Origin of the sequence: Williamsia sp., assembly GCF_016462415.1 — a bacterium.
Taxonomy (GTDB): domain Bacteria; phylum Actinomycetota; class Actinomycetes; order Mycobacteriales; family Mycobacteriaceae; genus Williamsia_A.
On the sequence record NZ_JAEMTF010000055.1, the window covers coordinates 1 to 15,211 of the forward strand.

At 68.1% G+C, this 15,211-nt stretch carries 15 protein-coding genes and 1 pseudogene; 6 read left to right on the plus strand and 10 right to left on the minus strand.

The window, feature by feature from the left end:
• Window positions 1-222 (plus strand): hypothetical protein (locus JHC79_RS14235; protein WP_296391867.1); only part of this gene is annotated, 222 nt, incomplete at its 5' end.
• Between the two features lie 16 nt (window positions 223-238).
• On the opposite strand, the gene JHC79_RS14240 is transcribed toward JHC79_RS14235, so the two are convergent.
• A complete protein-coding gene (locus tag JHC79_RS14240) occupies window positions 239-661 on the minus strand; it encodes a nuclear transport factor 2 family protein (RefSeq protein ID WP_296391869.1) in 423 nt (140 codons plus the stop codon).
• 144 nt (window positions 662-805) lie between these two features.
• Here JHC79_RS14240 and JHC79_RS14245 point away from each other — a divergent pair, with 144 nt between their 5' ends.
• Complete coding sequence (locus JHC79_RS14245) at window positions 806-1,462, plus strand: TetR/AcrR family transcriptional regulator (RefSeq protein ID WP_296391871.1); 657 nt, start codon at window positions 806-808, stop codon at window positions 1,460-1,462.
• A 14-nt stretch (window positions 1,463-1,476) separates the two neighbouring features.
• On the opposite strand, the gene JHC79_RS14250 is transcribed toward JHC79_RS14245, so the two are convergent.
• From JHC79_RS14250 to JHC79_RS14260, 3 genes are read right to left on the minus strand one after another with little or no spacing between them, the layout of a single operon-like run.
• Complete coding sequence (locus tag JHC79_RS14250; protein WP_296391873.1) at window positions 1,477-1,977, minus strand: GNAT family N-acetyltransferase; 501 nt, start codon at window positions 1,975-1,977, stop codon at window positions 1,477-1,479.
• A 2-nt stretch (window positions 1,978-1,979) separates the two neighbouring features.
• Window positions 1,980-2,858 (minus strand): SDR family NAD(P)-dependent oxidoreductase, encoded by an 879-nt coding sequence (locus tag JHC79_RS14255; RefSeq protein ID WP_296391875.1) that lies wholly within the window; start codon window positions 2,856-2,858, stop codon window positions 1,980-1,982.
• A gap of 39 nt (window positions 2,859-2,897) precedes the next feature.
• The gene (locus tag JHC79_RS14260; RefSeq protein ID WP_296391878.1) at window positions 2,898-3,545 is read right to left on the minus strand and encodes a pyridoxamine 5'-phosphate oxidase family protein; all 648 of its coding nucleotides are present in this window, start codon (window positions 3,543-3,545) and stop codon (window positions 2,898-2,900) included.
• A 59-nt stretch (window positions 3,546-3,604) separates the two neighbouring features.
• Between JHC79_RS14260 and mfd the strand changes: the two genes are divergently transcribed.
• Both mfd and JHC79_RS14270 read left to right on the plus strand, forming a co-directional pair.
• A complete protein-coding gene (gene mfd / locus JHC79_RS14265) occupies window positions 3,605-7,300 on the plus strand; it encodes a transcription-repair coupling factor (RefSeq protein ID WP_296391879.1) in 3,696 nt (1,231 codons plus the stop codon).
• A gap of 14 nt (window positions 7,301-7,314) precedes the next feature.
• Window positions 7,315-7,809 (plus strand): annotated as a pseudogene (locus JHC79_RS14270) (MazG family protein); the annotation flags it as partial.
• A gap of 152 nt (window positions 7,810-7,961) precedes the next feature.
• On the opposite strand, the gene JHC79_RS14275 reads toward JHC79_RS14270, so the two are convergent.
• The 6 genes from JHC79_RS14275 to efeU form a co-directional block, all read right to left on the minus strand.
• Window positions 7,962-8,423 (minus strand): MarR family transcriptional regulator, encoded by a 462-nt coding sequence (locus tag JHC79_RS14275; RefSeq protein WP_296391881.1) that lies wholly within the window; start codon window positions 8,421-8,423, stop codon window positions 7,962-7,964.
• Window positions 8,420-8,842, minus strand: coding sequence for an EVE domain-containing protein (locus JHC79_RS14280; protein ID WP_296391883.1), 423 nt, complete (start codon window positions 8,840-8,842; stop codon window positions 8,420-8,422). The genes JHC79_RS14275 and JHC79_RS14280 overlap by 4 nt, the downstream gene beginning before the upstream one ends.
• Before the next feature lie 38 nt (window positions 8,843-8,880).
• Window positions 8,881-9,231, minus strand: a complete 351-nt coding sequence (locus JHC79_RS14285) for a hypothetical protein (RefSeq protein WP_296391885.1) — start codon at window positions 9,229-9,231, stop codon at window positions 8,881-8,883.
• 137 nt (window positions 9,232-9,368) lie between these two features.
• A complete protein-coding gene (gene efeB, locus JHC79_RS14290; protein WP_296391887.1) occupies window positions 9,369-10,673 on the minus strand; it encodes an iron uptake transporter deferrochelatase/peroxidase subunit in 1,305 nt (434 codons plus the stop codon).
• Window positions 10,670-11,884 (minus strand): iron uptake system protein EfeO, encoded by a 1,215-nt coding sequence (gene efeO / locus JHC79_RS14295; protein WP_296391889.1) that lies wholly within the window; start codon window positions 11,882-11,884, stop codon window positions 10,670-10,672. Before efeO ends, efeB begins: the two co-directional genes overlap by 4 nt.
• Window positions 11,885-11,909: 25 nt before the next feature.
• On the minus strand, window positions 11,910-12,827 hold the full coding sequence (efeU, locus tag JHC79_RS14300; RefSeq protein ID WP_296391892.1) for an iron uptake transporter permease EfeU: 918 nt from the start codon (window positions 12,825-12,827) through the stop codon (window positions 11,910-11,912).
• A gap of 200 nt (window positions 12,828-13,027) precedes the next feature.
• Between efeU and JHC79_RS14305 the strand changes: the two genes are divergently transcribed.
• Both JHC79_RS14305 and eno read left to right on the plus strand, forming a co-directional pair.
• On the plus strand, window positions 13,028-13,768 hold the full coding sequence (locus JHC79_RS14305; protein WP_296391925.1) for a lytic murein transglycosylase: 741 nt from the start codon (window positions 13,028-13,030) through the stop codon (window positions 13,766-13,768).
• Window positions 13,769-13,920: 152 nt separating this feature from the next.
• Entirely contained in the window at window positions 13,921-15,207 is a 1,287-nt protein-coding gene (gene eno, locus JHC79_RS14310) for a phosphopyruvate hydratase (RefSeq protein WP_188490868.1), read from the plus strand.
• The last annotated feature ends 4 nt before the right edge of the window (window positions 15,208-15,211 follow it).

Consider the following 15,211-nt stretch of genomic DNA (forward strand, 5'->3'; position numbering starts at 1 on the left):
GCACCCGACCCGAACCTCGTCCAGGCGCGCATGTTCACCGAGCAGCTCGAACTCGTCGCCACACAACTCGAACTCCAGGTCACCGCTCTCGAGAAGTCCGCGAGCATGCGCGGAGCGAAGAACGGTGCACGTCTTATGGTCCTGGCCCGGGCACGGCGTCTGGAACTGTACGAGGCACGCGCGCACATCGACTCACTGCGATCGGCGTTCCTCACGGCCTGACCGCGGCGCGGTCGGATCAGATCGAGTGCATGAAGGACTTCTGCTCGACCCGTCCGCTCATCCGCCACACGTCCTGAGTCCGCACGAAGGTGTCGTGGTACCAGACACCGACGATCATCATCGCCTGCGGAGCGGTGTCGGCGAACACCATCGGGTTGAAACAGGTGCTGGTCGCGGTCGCGGTGTCACCGTCGACGACGATCGAGTGGTTGCCGACGAGGTGGAAGTAGTCGGAGAAGATCGCCAGGTTCTCCCGCAACCACGGAACCACCTCGGACGGCGTGCCGACGGTGCCCCCGACGGCCGAGTAGTCGATGATCGCATCGGGGGTGAAGATGTCGAGGAGGCGCTCGAACTCACGGGTGTCCACCGCGGTCGAGTAATCCGTGATGAGCTGTTGTATCTCCAGGCGGTCGGAGATCTCTTGCAGACCGAGCATGTCGAACAACCTAGTGCGCACACCCCCGCCACCACGGTGGATGCGAAAATATCGCTGCGGAGGGTGCGGCGGACACCGACATCGACGACGGACAACACGGACGACGGACAACACCGACGACGGACAACACGACGGAGTGATCTGATGGCAGTCGAACGGCCGATCGACGGCGAACGCGAGGTGCGTGCGGCCCCGCGGACGCGGATGACGGGCCCGCAGCGTCGTCTCCAGCTGATCGAGGTCGCTCGCGGGCTGTTCGCCGAGCGTGGTTTCGAGGGCACGTCGATCGAGGAGATCGCCCAGCGCGCGTCGGTGTCGAAACCTGTGGTCTATGAGCATTTCGGGGGTAAAGAGGGCTTGTTCGCGGTGGTCGTCGACCGGGAGATGGAGACGCTTCTGGAGATGATCACGTCGTCGTTGACGAAAAACCGGTCACGTTCCCGGTTGGAACAGGTGGCGCTGGCGCTGCTGACCTACATGGAGGAACGCACCGACGGCTTCCGGATCCTGGTGCACGGATCGACCAGCCCGGCCGGCGACGCGAAGTACTCGAGCCTGCTCAATGACGCGATCAGCCAGGTCGAGCACATCCTGGCAGGCGATTTCGAGCGGCGCGGATTCGATCCGACATTGGCGCCGCTGTACGCCCAGGCCCTGGTCGGGATGGTCTCGGTGACGGCGCAGTGGTGGCTCGACGTCCGCGAGCCGTCGAAGGAGGTCGTGGCCGCGCACCTGGTGAACCTGTGCTGGAACGGACTGACGAACCTGGAGATCGACCCGCAACTGGGCGGCCGTGAGTGACCTGAGGTGCCGGGTCAGGCCTCCGGCACGTCGTACTGCATGAACACGCAGTCGACCCAGCGGTCGTGTTTGAACCCGACCCGGCGCAGCGTGCCCGCATCGACGAAGCCGGCCCGCTCGTGCAGTCGGATCGATGCGTCCGACTCGATGACGGCGATCACGGCGATGATGCGCCGCACCGAGGTCGGGTCGAGGTCGGTCAGCAGTGCGCGCAGCAGCGTCGAACCCAGACCTCGGCCGGTGGCGTCGGGGCGCAGGTAGATGGTGTCCTCGGTGGTCCAGTCGTAGGCCTGCTTCGTGCGGAACTCCGCGAGGTAGGCGAAGCCGAGGACGGTGGTGCCCTCGACCGCGACGAGGAACGGCCGACCGCGGTCGATGATGGTGCTGCGCTTGTGATCCCAGTCCTGTGCCGAGGGCGACTCGTAGTCGAACGTGATGACCGTGTGCTCGACGTAGTGCTGGTAGATCTCGGCGATCTGCGCGCAGTCGTCGGTGGTCGCGGTCCGCAGGGTCACGGTCACAGGGGGAACTCCGATCCGGTCAGTTCGGCCGCGGCGTCCCAGAAGCGTTCGGCCAGAGCGGTGTCCGACGCGGTCGCCGACCGCCCGACCAAGGTCGGTGCGCCCCGTAGACCGCCGAAGCCGGCGGGACCCACGAAGCTGCCGGACGGGAAGGGCATGGTCGCGGCGTAGAGGGTGCAGGCCGCCCCCTGGACCGCCGAGTTGGCGATGGTGTTGCCGAGCCACGTGATGAACGGCGTGAGCGCGGGAACCCCGGGTAGCGCGGTGATCTCGGTCGCCGCCCATCCCGGATGGGTGAGGGCGGTGGTGACGTCGGATCGGGCCGCACGCAATCGGCGGTCGAGGGCCAGCATCCACAACGCCTGTGCCAGTTTGGACTGACTGTAGGCGGCCGCACCGGTGAAGCGCCGACGAGTGAAGTCGAGGTCGTCGAGGTCGAGTCGTCCGGCGTGGTGGACCGTCGAGTTGACCGCGACGACCCGGCCCCGGATGCGCGGGAGGAGCAGGTTCGTCAGCAGGAACGGTCCGAGAACGTTGGTGGCCAGGGTGGTCTCGTACCCGTCGGCGGTGACGCTTCGTCTGGTCGGCAGGACCCCCGCGTTGTGGATGAGGACATCGACGTCGCCGACCGCATCGGCGAACGCGTGGATCGAATCACGATCGGTGAGATCGAGGACGGCGGACTCCGCGCTGCCGCCGATGGAGCGAGCGACCTGCGCCGCGGCGTCGGCGCCCCGCCCGGCGACGACCACGGTCGCGCCGGCATCGGCGGCGCCGCGGGCGGTTGCCTCACCCAGCCCGCGGGTGGCCCCGGTGACGACGACCCGCGTGCCGTCGAGGCGGGGCATCTGCGCCGCGGTCCAGGGGTCACTCATGGCGGACACGATACGAGACCCCCTGGTGGTGATCTGCGCTCAGTACAGCTTGCGCCGATAGTTCTCGTCCCGGTAGTGCTCCTGGTACTCCTCCAACGAGGGGCCGGGCATCACCGCGTGGGCGATCTGGGCCGTCGACGGCAGGGCGCCGGGTTCCCACGTCTCGGGCTTCCACAACGCCGACCGCATGAACGCCTTCGCACAGTGGAAGAAGGTCTCTCGCACGTTCACCTCGAGCGCCAGGATCGGCCGATGTCCCGAGACGACCATGTCGTCGAAGTACGGCGCGTCGGAGACGATGCGCGCGACCCCGTTGACCCGCAGCGTGTCGCCCCGGCCGGGGACGACGAACAGCGCGCCGACGTGTGGGTTGTCCAACACGTTCGAGTAACCGTCGACCCGTTTGTTGCCCGGGCGCTCGGGGATGGCGATGGTGGTGTCGTCGAGCACGTGGACGAAGCCGGGAGGGTCGCCCTTGGGGGAGACGTCGACGTTGCCCTGCGCGTCGGTGGTCGCCAGAAGGACGAACGGGGAGTGCGCGATCCACTCGCGATGCATCTCGGAGAGGTGCTCGGCGACCTTGTTGGCGACCCGCTCGTTCGGGTGGCCCACGATCGCCCGCAACTCGGTGAGCGAATCGACGGTCCGTGTCTCGACATCGTCGACGGTCTCGGGGGCGTGATCCATGCCTCGATGATGACCCCTGCACGGTGTCCGGGGAAAGGTCCGCCGAATAGAGTCACACCGTGGCATCACCCCCGGTAACGAGTCCTGGTACGACCGTGCCCGGATTGGCCGGCCTCGCCGAGGTCGCCTGTTCGGACGCGGCGATCGAACAGATCCGCCGACTCCACGGCCGGGAACTGCTCGATATCACCGCCCCGGACGCGGCGCGCCCGTTCGTCATCGTCGCCGCCACGGGGTCCGCCGAGGACCAGGCCACCGACGCCCCGCTGCTCGTGGTGTCGGCCAACGGACGCGAGGCCGACGATCTGACCGCGGAACTCCGCGAGATCATCGGTGACGCCGTCGCGCAGTTCCCGTCGTGGGAGACGCTGCCGCACGAGCGCCTCTCGCCCAGTGCCGACACCGTCGGTTCCCGCCTACAGGTCCTCTACCGACTCGGCCACCCCGCCGACTCCGACTACGGTCCGCCGCTGCGGGTGGTCGTCACCACGGTGCGATCCCTGGTGCAGCCGATGGCGCCCGGACTGGGATCCACCGAGCCGATCACCCTGCGGGAGGGTGTCGAGTTCGACTTCGACGACCTGCTCGCGCGACTGGTCGAGTTGGCCTACGTCCGTGTCGACATGGTCGGCAAACGTGGCGAGTTCGCGGTCCGCGGCGGCATCCTCGACGTGTTCCCGACCACCGCGGATCATCCGGTGCGCGTCGAGTTCTGGGGCGACGAGATCACCGAGCAGCGCGCGTTCGCCGTCGCCGATCAACGCAGCCAGCCCGAGGTCGATGCCTCGGTGGTGCACATCCATCCCTGTCGCGAGCTCATCCTCACCGATGAGGTGCGCGCCCGGGCGGCCGACCTCATCGACCCCGACGGTGGCGACCGGTCGCTGACCGAGATGCTCACCAAGCTGTCGGAGGGCATCCCGGTGGAGGGCATGGAGGCGCTCATCCCGGTGCTCGTGCCCGGCCAGATGCAGTTGCTCACCGAGGTGATGCCGTCGGGCACCCACGTCCTGGTCCTGGACCCGGAGAAGGTACGTACCCGCGCCGCCGACCTGGCCAAGACCGGCGCGGAATTCCTCGAGGCGTCCTGGACGGCGGCCTCGGTCGGCGGCGACGCGCCGCTCGACGGAACCGCACCCGGCGCCGCGCTGGGCGGAATCGATCTGCAGGCGAGCAGCTACCGGCCGTTGGTCGAGGTGCAGGACACGACGACGGCCGCGGGGCGCCCGTGGTGGACGATGTCGCCGTTGGAGTCGGCCCCCGACCTCGACGACGAGACCGCGGTGCGCCTGGATCTCACCGCAGGACCGGCACCGCGTGGTTCGGAGGACGAGGTCGCGACGACCTTCGCCTCGCTGCGCGCGCACGTCACGACCGGTGGGCGTGCGGCCATCGTCGTGCAGGGCAAGGGGACCGCGCAGCGGTACCTCGAACGTCTCGGCGAGGCCGAGGTGCCCGCGGAGATGGTCGAACCGGGTTCGACCCCGGCCGCGGGGATCGTTTCGGTGATCTGCGGGTCGCTGCGCCGCGGTCTGGTGTGTCCCGATGCGCGCCTGGTCGTCGTCTCCGAGGCCGATCTGACCGGTACCCGGGTGGCGAACGTCCGCGACGGCAAGCGGATGCCTGCCAAGCGTCGCAACCAGGTGGACCCGTTGGCCCTGACCGCAGGCGACCTGGTGGTGCACGACCAGCACGGCATCGGCAAGTTCGTCGAGATGATCGAGCGCACCATCGGCGGCGCGCGGCGCGAATACCTGGTCATCGAGTACGCCCCCGGCAAGCGCGGACAGCCCGGAGATCGACTCTTCGTGCCGATGGACTCGTTGGATCAGTTGTCGCGATACGTCGGTGGCGAGGCGCCGTCGCTGTCGAAGCTGGGTGGGTCGGACTGGCAGAACACCAAACGCAAGGCGCGCAAGGCGGTTCGCGAGATCGCCGGTGAGCTGGTGGCGCTCTACGCGGCCCGGCACGCCGCGCCCGGTCACGCGTTCGCCCCCGACACCCCCTGGCAGACCGAGATGGAGGACGCGTTCGGCTTCACCGAGACCGTCGACCAGATGACGGTCATCGCCGAGGTGAAGGAGGACATGGAGAAGGCGGTCCCGATGGACCGGGTGATCGTCGGTGACGTCGGGTACGGCAAGACCGAGATCGCGGTCCGCGCCGCCTTCAAGGCCGTGCAGGACGGCAAGCAGGTCGCGGTCCTGGTCCCGACGACCATTCTCGCGCAACAACATCTGCAGACCTTCACCGAACGCATGGCCGGCTTCCCGGTCACCATCGCCGGGCTGTCGCGGTTCACCGACGCCAAGGAATCCCGCGAGATCATCGACAAGATGGCCCAGGGCGAGGTCGACATCGTCGTCGGCACCCACCGCCTGCTCCAGACCGCGGTGCGCTGGAAGGACCTCGGGCTCGTCGTGGTCGACGAGGAACAGCGGTTCGGTGTCGAGCACAAGGAGCACATCAAGTCGCTCCGCACGCACGTCGACGTCCTGACCATGTCGGCGACGCCGATCCCGCGCACCCTGGAGATGTCGATGGCGGGCATCCGGGAGATGTCGACCATCCTGACCCCGCCCGAGGAACGCCACCCGGTGCTCACCTACGTCGGTGCGTACCAGTCGAAGCAGGTCGCCGCGGCGATCCGACGCGAGATCCTGCGCGACGGACAGGTGTTCTTCGTGCACAACCGCGTCAGCTCGATCGACAAGGCCGCCAAGCAGATCCAGGAGATGGTGCCCGAGGCCCGGGTGGTCGTCGCGCACGGCCAGATGGGGGAGGACCAGCTCGAGCGGACCGTCGCCGGGTTCTGGAACCGCGAGTTCGACGTGCTGGTGTGCACCACCATCATCGAGACCGGCCTGGACATCTCCAACGCGAACACCCTGATCGTCGACCGCGCCGAGGCGCTGGGCCTGTCGCAGCTGCACCAGTTGCGTGGTCGCGTCGGCCGCAGCCGCGAGCGGGGGTACGCCTACCTGCTCTACAGCCCGGAGAAGCCGCTCACCGAGACCGCCTATGACCGCCTCTCGACGATCGCGCAGAACAACGAACTCGGCGCGGGTATGGCCGTGGCGCTCAAGGACCTCGAGCTGCGCGGCGCGGGGAACGTGTTGGGAGCCGAGCAGTCCGGGCACGTCGCCGGTGTCGGGTTCGACCTCTACGTGCGGTTGGTCGGCGAGGCGGTGGAGGCCTACCGGGCCGCCGCCGACGGTAAGACGATCGTCTCGGAGGAGACCCGCGAGGTGCGGATCGATCTCCCGGTCGACGCGCACATCCCGGCCGACTACGTCGATTCCGATCGGCTGCGGCTCGAGGCCTATCGCAAGTTGGCCGCCGCTCTCGACGACGGCGACATCAACGGCATCGTCGATGAATTGCTCGACCGCTACGGGCCGTTGCCCGCGGAGGTGTCACGGTTGGTGTCGGTGGCCAAGCTGAGGCTGTTGGCGCGTGAACTCGGCGTCACCGAGGTCGGTGTCGCCGGAACGCAACTGAAGATCGCCCCGGTCACCCTTCTCGACAGCCAACAGATCCGGGTCCGGCGTCTGTTCCCCGGCTCGAGCTACCGCGAGACCACGTCGGTGCTCACCATGCCCATCCCGCGAACCGCGGGCGTGGGCAGCACCCGGGTGCGCGATGTCGACCTCATCCAGGTCGTGGCCGACCTGCTGCTCGTGATCAACGGTTCCGACCCCGGTTCGCGTGACATGCGCGGACCGACGGTCGTCGACGACCGCCCGGCGCCGTGACCGACGCCTCGCCGCGCCCGGGTGAGGCGCTGCTCGACGCGGTCGCGTTGATGGACCGTCTGCGCCGCGACGGACCGTGGGAGGCCGCCCAGACCCACGAGTCGCTGCGGCGATACCTGCTCGAGGAGACCTACGAGCTGCTCGACGCGATCACCGGCGGCGACCGGGACGATCTCATCGAGGAACTCGCCGACATCCTGCTGCAGGTGCTGTTCCATGCGCGCATCGCCGCTGATCACCCCGAGCACCCGTTCGACATCGACGACGTCGCGCGAGCGTTCACCGCGAAGATCTCCTCGCGAACCGCGGGGGTGCTCGCGGGGGAGACCGATCTCGAGACCCAGCTGCGGCAGTGGGAGGAGAGCAAGGCCGCCGAGAAGGCGCGGGAGTCGGTGCTCGACGGTGTCGCGGTGTCGCAGCCGGCACTCGCGTTGACCCAGAAGGTGATCGAGCGGCTCGACGCGGCGTCGTTCCCGCGCGACCTGATCCCGGAATCGTTGCTGACAATTCATCTGGCCGCCGACCTGTCCGTCGACGCCGAGGTCAGCATCGAGGACCGTCAGCGCAATCGGCTGGGCGAGTTCATGGTTCGCGTCCGGCGCGCCGAGTCATCGATGCGTGTGGCGGGGGAGTCGGCGCGTTCGGCGCAGACGTGGCGCGATCACTTCCCGCCGGACTGAGCCAGCGCCCTCAGTTGATCGACGAACCGCGCGCGGTCGCCCGGTAGTGCTGCGAAGAACTCCGCGTCGGCACGCTCGACCCGGACAACGGCGTCGTTGGCGGCGTCGACACCGGCTGCGGTGATCGAGATCGCCTGTGCACGTTTGTCGGCGGGGTGCGGGCGGCGGGTGACCAGGCCTTTGCTTTCGAGAGTGCGGATGACCTGCGACGCCATCATCACGTCGATCGTGGCCAGTTCAGCCAGTTCCCGTTGGCTGACCGCATCGGCCTCGGCAGGCCGATGGGCAAGCGCCGCCAAGACCACGAATTGCACGTGGGTGAGGTCGCACGGTGCGAGCGCCGCGCGCTGGGTGGCCTGCCAGCGGTTGGTGACGCGCCACAGCATCAGTCCTGCACTGTCCGTCTCGGCGGCGAACTCGGACTCCAGGCGCGACCCCGTCACGCGGCCACGGAGGCGAGCATGCCGGCGCGGATGACGGTGAGGTCATGATCGGAGAGGGGGATCAGTCCTCGGCGGAGCTGGTATCCCCAGTTCGGGCCCGCGGTCAGTTCGAGATCGCACCGCACGGTGTCGATGTGGAGGGGAGAGGTGCCGGCCAGGTAGCCGATCCGTCGCCGGAAGGGCTGGAAGCACCCCTCGTCGCCCTGCCATATCTCACCGTCGGTGACGGTTCCGACGGCCGTGAAGCTCTGGCACATCTCGCTGCCGCCGAGCTCGACTCGCGGCGAGTAGTACACCAGCCAGTCGCCCGGCGACATCCGTGCCAGACCGGCCCGTTTCCCGTGCCCGATCTGCGCGATACCCAGTTCGACCCCACGCGCGACATGTGCGGCGCTCACCACACCCAACCAGTTTGTCATCTACTGATAGTAAGCGCGCTTATTAAATCCGGCAAGGTCTACTCGTCGGTCCTCGGCGGATCGAACAGCAGGATGTCGTCGGCGGGCAGGCGCAGCGGGACCTCGGTGAACCGCTCGAAATAGTGCGGATACGCGGCGCGCACCCAGACCTGGGTGTCGTCGAGCTGGGTCATGGCGATCCGTCGCCAGAGCCAATCCTCGTGTGGACGCGTGAAATCGGTGTCGCGGGTGATCGGGATCGGCGCGCGTGCCCAGCACGGCGCGGTCAGTGACGCCAGACCGCGTTCCTGCAGGACGTCGTAGGCGTCGGCGATGTCGATCTGCGTCGCGACGACCTGCCCGACGGGGTTCACCGCATCGACGACATCGTCGTCGGGCTGGTCTGACACGGTCCAGCCGACTATCTCGCGATCAGACGGCCGACGAACCGGGAGGCGACCACGCCAGCGTTCGATGTCCACATGTCCACGGTACCGACGCGATCGGTAGCAGTTCGTGTCGCTGCGCGGCACCAACTGCTACGGATTCACGTGAACAGGTGCTGGCCCCACCACTCGCCGGGCTTGAGGCCGGGCGGGCAGGCGAACAGGGCACTGCCGTTGTGGGTGAGGTACTCCATCATCGCGTCCTTGGAGGCGAGCTGCTTCTGCATCGGGACGAACTGCTTGTCCGGATCGCGGCAGTAGGCGATGAAGAACAGGCCGGCGTCGAGGTGCCCGAACCCGTCGGACCCGTCGGTGAAGTTGTATCCGCGCCGCAGGATCTGGATCCCGTTCAGGTTGTCAGGGTGGGCGAGTCGGACGTGCGCGTCCCGGGCGATGACCGGTCCGTCGGCGGTGGCAACCGCGAAATCCGGGGTGTCGTCCTCGCGTGTCATTCCCAACGGGGCGCCTGCACCCTTGGTGCGACCGACGATCGCCTCCTGCTCGCTGAGGTTCGCGCGGTCCCACGGCTCGATGTCCATGCGGATGCGGCGTGCGACGAGGTAGCTGCCGCCGGTCATCCACTGCGCAGGCGCGGCGTTGTCGGCGGGATCGACCCAGACCCAGCGGTTGACCACATCGGTCTGCTCGGCACGGATGTTGGCCGTCCCGTCCTTGAACCCGAACATGTTCCGCGGGGTCTGCTGGCCCACCGTGGTGGTCGAGGTGCGGCCGAACCCGAGTTGCGACCAGCGCACGCTGACCACGCCGAAACCCATACGGGCGAGGTTGCGGATCGCGTGCACCGCGACCTGGGGGTCGTTGGCGCATGCCTGCACGCAGATGTCGCCGTAGCTGCGCGACGGTTCGATGGCGTCCTTGGCGAACGCCGGGAGATCCTTGAGCACAGCCGGTTTGCGGGCCGCGAGCCCGAAGCGGTCGGGGCGGTTCGGGTCTGACGCGCTCGGACCGAACAGGCCGGGCCCGAACCCGATGGTCAGGGTGAGCGATGACGCGTCGAGTCCCAGGGCCTCACCGGTGTCGGCGGGCGGGTTGTACTCACCGTGGTCGACCGCTCCGCCATCGACGGTCTCGTCGCCTCTGGTCATCCGCTCGGCGGCGGCGGTCCACCGCTGGAGCATGTCGATCAGCTCGTCGCGCGAGTCGGTGATGACGTCGAACGACGCGAAGTGCAGACGATCCTGCGCCTCGGTGACGATGCCCGCCTGACGGGCTCCGCGGAACGGGACCACGTTCGAGGTCGAGGAGTCGTCGTCGGCCAGCCGTGCGGCGGTGACCCCGCCGGCGGCCGCGACCACCACCCCCGCGCCTGTCGCCCCGAAGAGTGCGCGACGGGAGAACCGCCGCGTGGTCGTCGGTTGTTCGGGAGCGGGGGTGGGTTCGGTCACTGCTGCAGAACCAATCCCGGCACCTGGCTCAGCGACTGCGAGAGTGCGTCGATCTGATCGGACAGCGACTTGCGCTTCTCCGCGGGCACCGTGTCGTAGGAGACGTACCCGTCGCCCGAGCGGAACGAGTTGATGTCGTTGCGGATGGTCTGGAACTGCGCGGTGATCTTGTCCATCAACTGCGGGTTCTTCGCCGAGATGATGGGCTGCAGATCCGCGATGAGCGTCTCCGAGCCGTCGATGTTCGCCGCGAAATCGAACAGGTCGGTGTGCGAGTAGCGATCCTCCTCGCCGCCGACCTTGGTCGCCGCGATCTCGTCGACGAGAGCCTGCGGGCCCTTGACGAACGACTGGGTCTCGAAGGTGAAGTCCGGCTTGGCGACCTCGGTGACCAGTCGGCCCACGTCGGTGTTCAGCTGGGCCGCGACCTTGTCGATCTCGGGCTTGGTGTCGGTCTTCTGGGCGTTGGCGAGGTCGGCGGCGGCGACATCGCTGCCCTGCTCGCCCACGTCGGACTGCTTCGGCGGCCACAGGAACCGCTCGAGACGGTGGAACCCGGTGAACGGTTCGCTGCCGTCGGCGGTGTCGTCCCAGCGCATGTCGATGGCGGGATCGAGATCGGGGAACGACTCGGCGACGGGCTCGATGCGCTCGTAGAACGTGCGCGTCAGACCGAACTGGGCGCGGGCGGCGTCGAGGTTGCCGGCGATGATCGCGTCGGTGAACGTCTTCGTCTGGGCCTGCAGACCGTTGAGCTGCCCGCGGACGTAGTTCAGGTAGGTCTGCTTGGCCGTGGTGACGCTGGCCGGCGCCTCCGAGCGCTCCTTCTTCTCACCGGAGACGGTGAGGTCCTTGCGGATACCGTCGCCGACCATGCCCGGTTTGCACGCGACCTGGTAGGTGGCGGGGTCGACGATCTCTACGGTCAGTTTGCCGGTGAGGCCGGGGCCGATGTTCTCGACCTCGCCCAGCACGCGGTTGTTGTTGCCGTAGACATAGAACTCGGTGACCTTGTCGCCGTTGTTGTTGACCGTGAAGTCGACGTTGCCGGTCTGTGCCTCGGAGGTCGCGAGGTCACACGAGTTGTCGGTCGAGGTGACCGCGATGGTCCCCTCGGAGTCCGACGACGCCTTGTCGGTGCAGGCGGCGAACAGCAGTGGTGCAGACAGCGCCGCGCACGCGACGGCGGTGGTGATGACCCGTGATTTCACACCGGTTCCCTTTCAGTGCCGGCGCCTATGCGGCCGGGGTCTCTACTTTCGACGTCTCGGCAGGGCTCAGGCTGGGGCTCTGCTGACGTCGTGGGCGGAAGAACAAGGTCATGACGACCGCGAGGTACAGGACCCAGCCGATGACCTGGAGCAGCGTCGGGTCCGGGCGGAAGTTGAAGATGCCCCCGAGGAGCGTTCCGTACCAGGACGACTGGTCGTACACCGACGAGAAGTCGAACGCGCGGGTGCCCAGTCCGGGCAGCCAGCCGACGGTCTGGATCGCACGGATGCCGTAGGCGAGGATGCCCGCGGCCACCACCACGAGGAACGCGCCGGTGTAGGTGAAGAACTTCTGCAGGTTGATGCGCACGGTGCCGAAGTACAGGCCGACCGTCATCGCGACCGCGATGACGACGCCGATCAGCAACCCCACCAGCGGCCAGCTGCTGCCGGAGGTGTTCTCGGCGTAGCCCACCATCAGCAGCGCGGTCTCCAGCCCTTCACGACCCACGGCGAGAAACGACAGGGCGAGAACGGCCGGGGCCCCGAGTTCCAGGGCACGGCCCATGCCCGCCTTGAGGTCGCCGGAGATGTGCGCGGCGGCACCGCGCATCCACAGCACCATCAGGGTGACGATGACGACCGCGACGAGAGAGGCGACGCCGGCAACCGCTTCGGCGGCGAGACCGGAGATCGTCGAGGTGCCGTAGTGGATGCCCGCGAACACCGCGAGGACCATCACCACCGCGATCGCGACGCCGGTCCAGACCCACTTGAGCGAGTCGCGACGGTCGGACTTCACGAGGAAGGCCACCAGGATCATCACGACGATGCCGGTCTCGAGACCCTCGCGGACGCCGATGAGACCACTGCCGAACAATTGCGACAAAACCGACGGCCCGGAGGAATCCGCGGCGAGGACTGCGCTGGAGGCATCGATCATGTCGCGTGTGTCCTTCGAGGATCAGCGGGCCGCGCGCAGGGCTGCGGCGATCCGAGGGGAGCCAAGCCTACGCATCGTTCGGTAAGCCTAACTTGGGGAAGAGTACCCCGACGCGGCGTGGGAACCATAACCAATGCCGACCAGTTGGCATTGTGAACAGACCACACGAGATCTCGACGAGGGGACCAGGCGTGAATTCGTTGACCAGGGCCCGGCGCGCGGTGGGTGCGGCGGTGGTCGCCTGTGTGGCGGCGGTGACCCTGGCGTCGTGCGTCGACCTGCCCGGCCGCGACTCGGTCGACATCCCCGAGGGCCTGCCGCCGGGGGCGGGCGCCCCCGTCCCGTACCTCGACATCAACGCCCCGGGCCGCACCGCGGATCGCCTGGCCACCTGGGCCACGCCGCTCGCCGAATCGACCGGTATCCCGCGCATCTCGCTGGAGGCCTACGGCAACGCCGCCGAGATCCAGCGTCAACAGCGACCCGAGTGCGGCATCAGCTGGACGACGCTGGCCGGCGTCGGTGGGGTGGAGAGCAAGCACGGCACCTACCGCGGCGCGCGGGTCGCCGCCAACGGCGACGTCGCCCCGCCCATCCGTGGTGTGCTCCTCGACGGCACCAGCGGGAACGCCAGGATCGCCGACACCGACGGCGGTCAGCTCGACGGTGACGCCACGCTCGACCGTGCGATGGGGCCGTTCCAGTTCATCCCGGAGACGTGGAAGCGCTACGGCGTCGACGCGAACGGTGACGGCGTCGCCGACCCGGACAACATCGACGACGCCGCGCTGTCGGCCGCCCGGTATCTGTGCGTCTCGGGCAAGGACCTCACGACGCCCGAGGGCTGGGAGAAGGCGGTGATGGTCTACAACCGCTCGATGCAATACGTCCTCGATGTCCGTGACCACGCCAACGCCTACTCGGTGAACGTCGCGTTCTGAGCGGTGTCGGTGCGGTGACGCTCGGCGAGCCAGCGCCGGACGCCGCGGTGTTTGGCACTAGTCTTTGAGCCGACGTCGTCACTGGCGTCGGTGGTCGGTGCCCTCGCCCGGTGCCGAGGCCGAGAACGTTTGGAAACAACGAAGGGGCAACAGTGGCCATCATCGAACAGGTGGGAGCGCGAGAGATCCTCGACTCCCGCGGTAATCCGACCGTCGAGGTCGAGGTCGTCCTCGATGACGGAACCTTCACGCGTGCGGCGGTCCCGTCCGGCGCGTCGACCGGTGAGCACGAGGCGGTCGAGCTCCGCGACGGTGGCGACCGCTACGGCGGCAAGGGAGTCACCAAGGCCGTCGAGTCGGTGCTCGGCGAGATCGCCCCGGCCGTGATCGGGATCGAGGCCGACGACCAGCGTGTGGTCGATCAGGCCCTTCTCGATCTGGACGGCACCGCCGACAAGTCCCGCCTCGGCGCGAACTCGCTGCTCGGCGTCTCGCTCGCCGTGGCCAAGGGCGCGGCCGAGTCCGCCGGCCTCCCGCTGTTCCGGTACATCGGTGGGCCGAACGCCCACATCCTGCCCGTCCCGATGATGAACATCATCAACGGCGGCGCGCACGCCGACAGCGGCGTGGACGTGCAGGAGTTCATGATCGCTCCGGTCGGTGCCCCCACCTTCAAGGAGGCCCTGCGCTGGGGCGCCGAGGTCTACCACTCGCTGAAGTCGGTGCTCAAGGCCAAGGGCCTGTCCACCGGTCTCGGCGACGAGGGCGGCTTCGCCCCTGATCTCGCCGGCACCAAGGCCGCGCTCGACCTCATCCTGGAGGCCATCACCAAGGCCGGTCTCACGCCGGGGCGCGACATCGCGTTGGCCCTCGACGTCGCGGCCACCGAGTTCTACACCGCGGGGACCGGGTACGCCTTCGAGCGTGAGACCAAGTCGGCGCAGGAGATGTCGGCGTTCTACTCCGAGCTCGTCGACGCCTACCCGCTGGTGTCGATCGAGGACCCGCTCGACGAGAACGACTGGGACGGTTGGGTGTCGCTGACCGAGTCGATCGGCGACAAGGTCCAGCTCGTCGGCGACGACCTGTTCGTCACCAACCCCGAGCGCCTCGAGGACGGCATCAACAAGGGTGCCGCCAACGCGCTGCTGGTGAAGGTCAACCAGATCGGCACGCTGACCGAGACCCTCGACGCGGTCGCGCTGGCCCACAACAACGGCTACAAGACGATGATGAGTCACCGGTCGGGCGAGACCGAGGACACCACCATCGCCGATCTCGCCGTGGCCTGCAGCTGCGGTCAGATCAAGACCGGCGCGCCGGCGCGCAGCGAACGCGTCGCCAAGTACAACCAGCTGCTCCGTATCGAAGAGGGACTCGGCGACGCCGCGCGTTACGCGGGCGATCTCGCCTTCCCGCGCTTCTCGTTCGAGAGCTGAACCG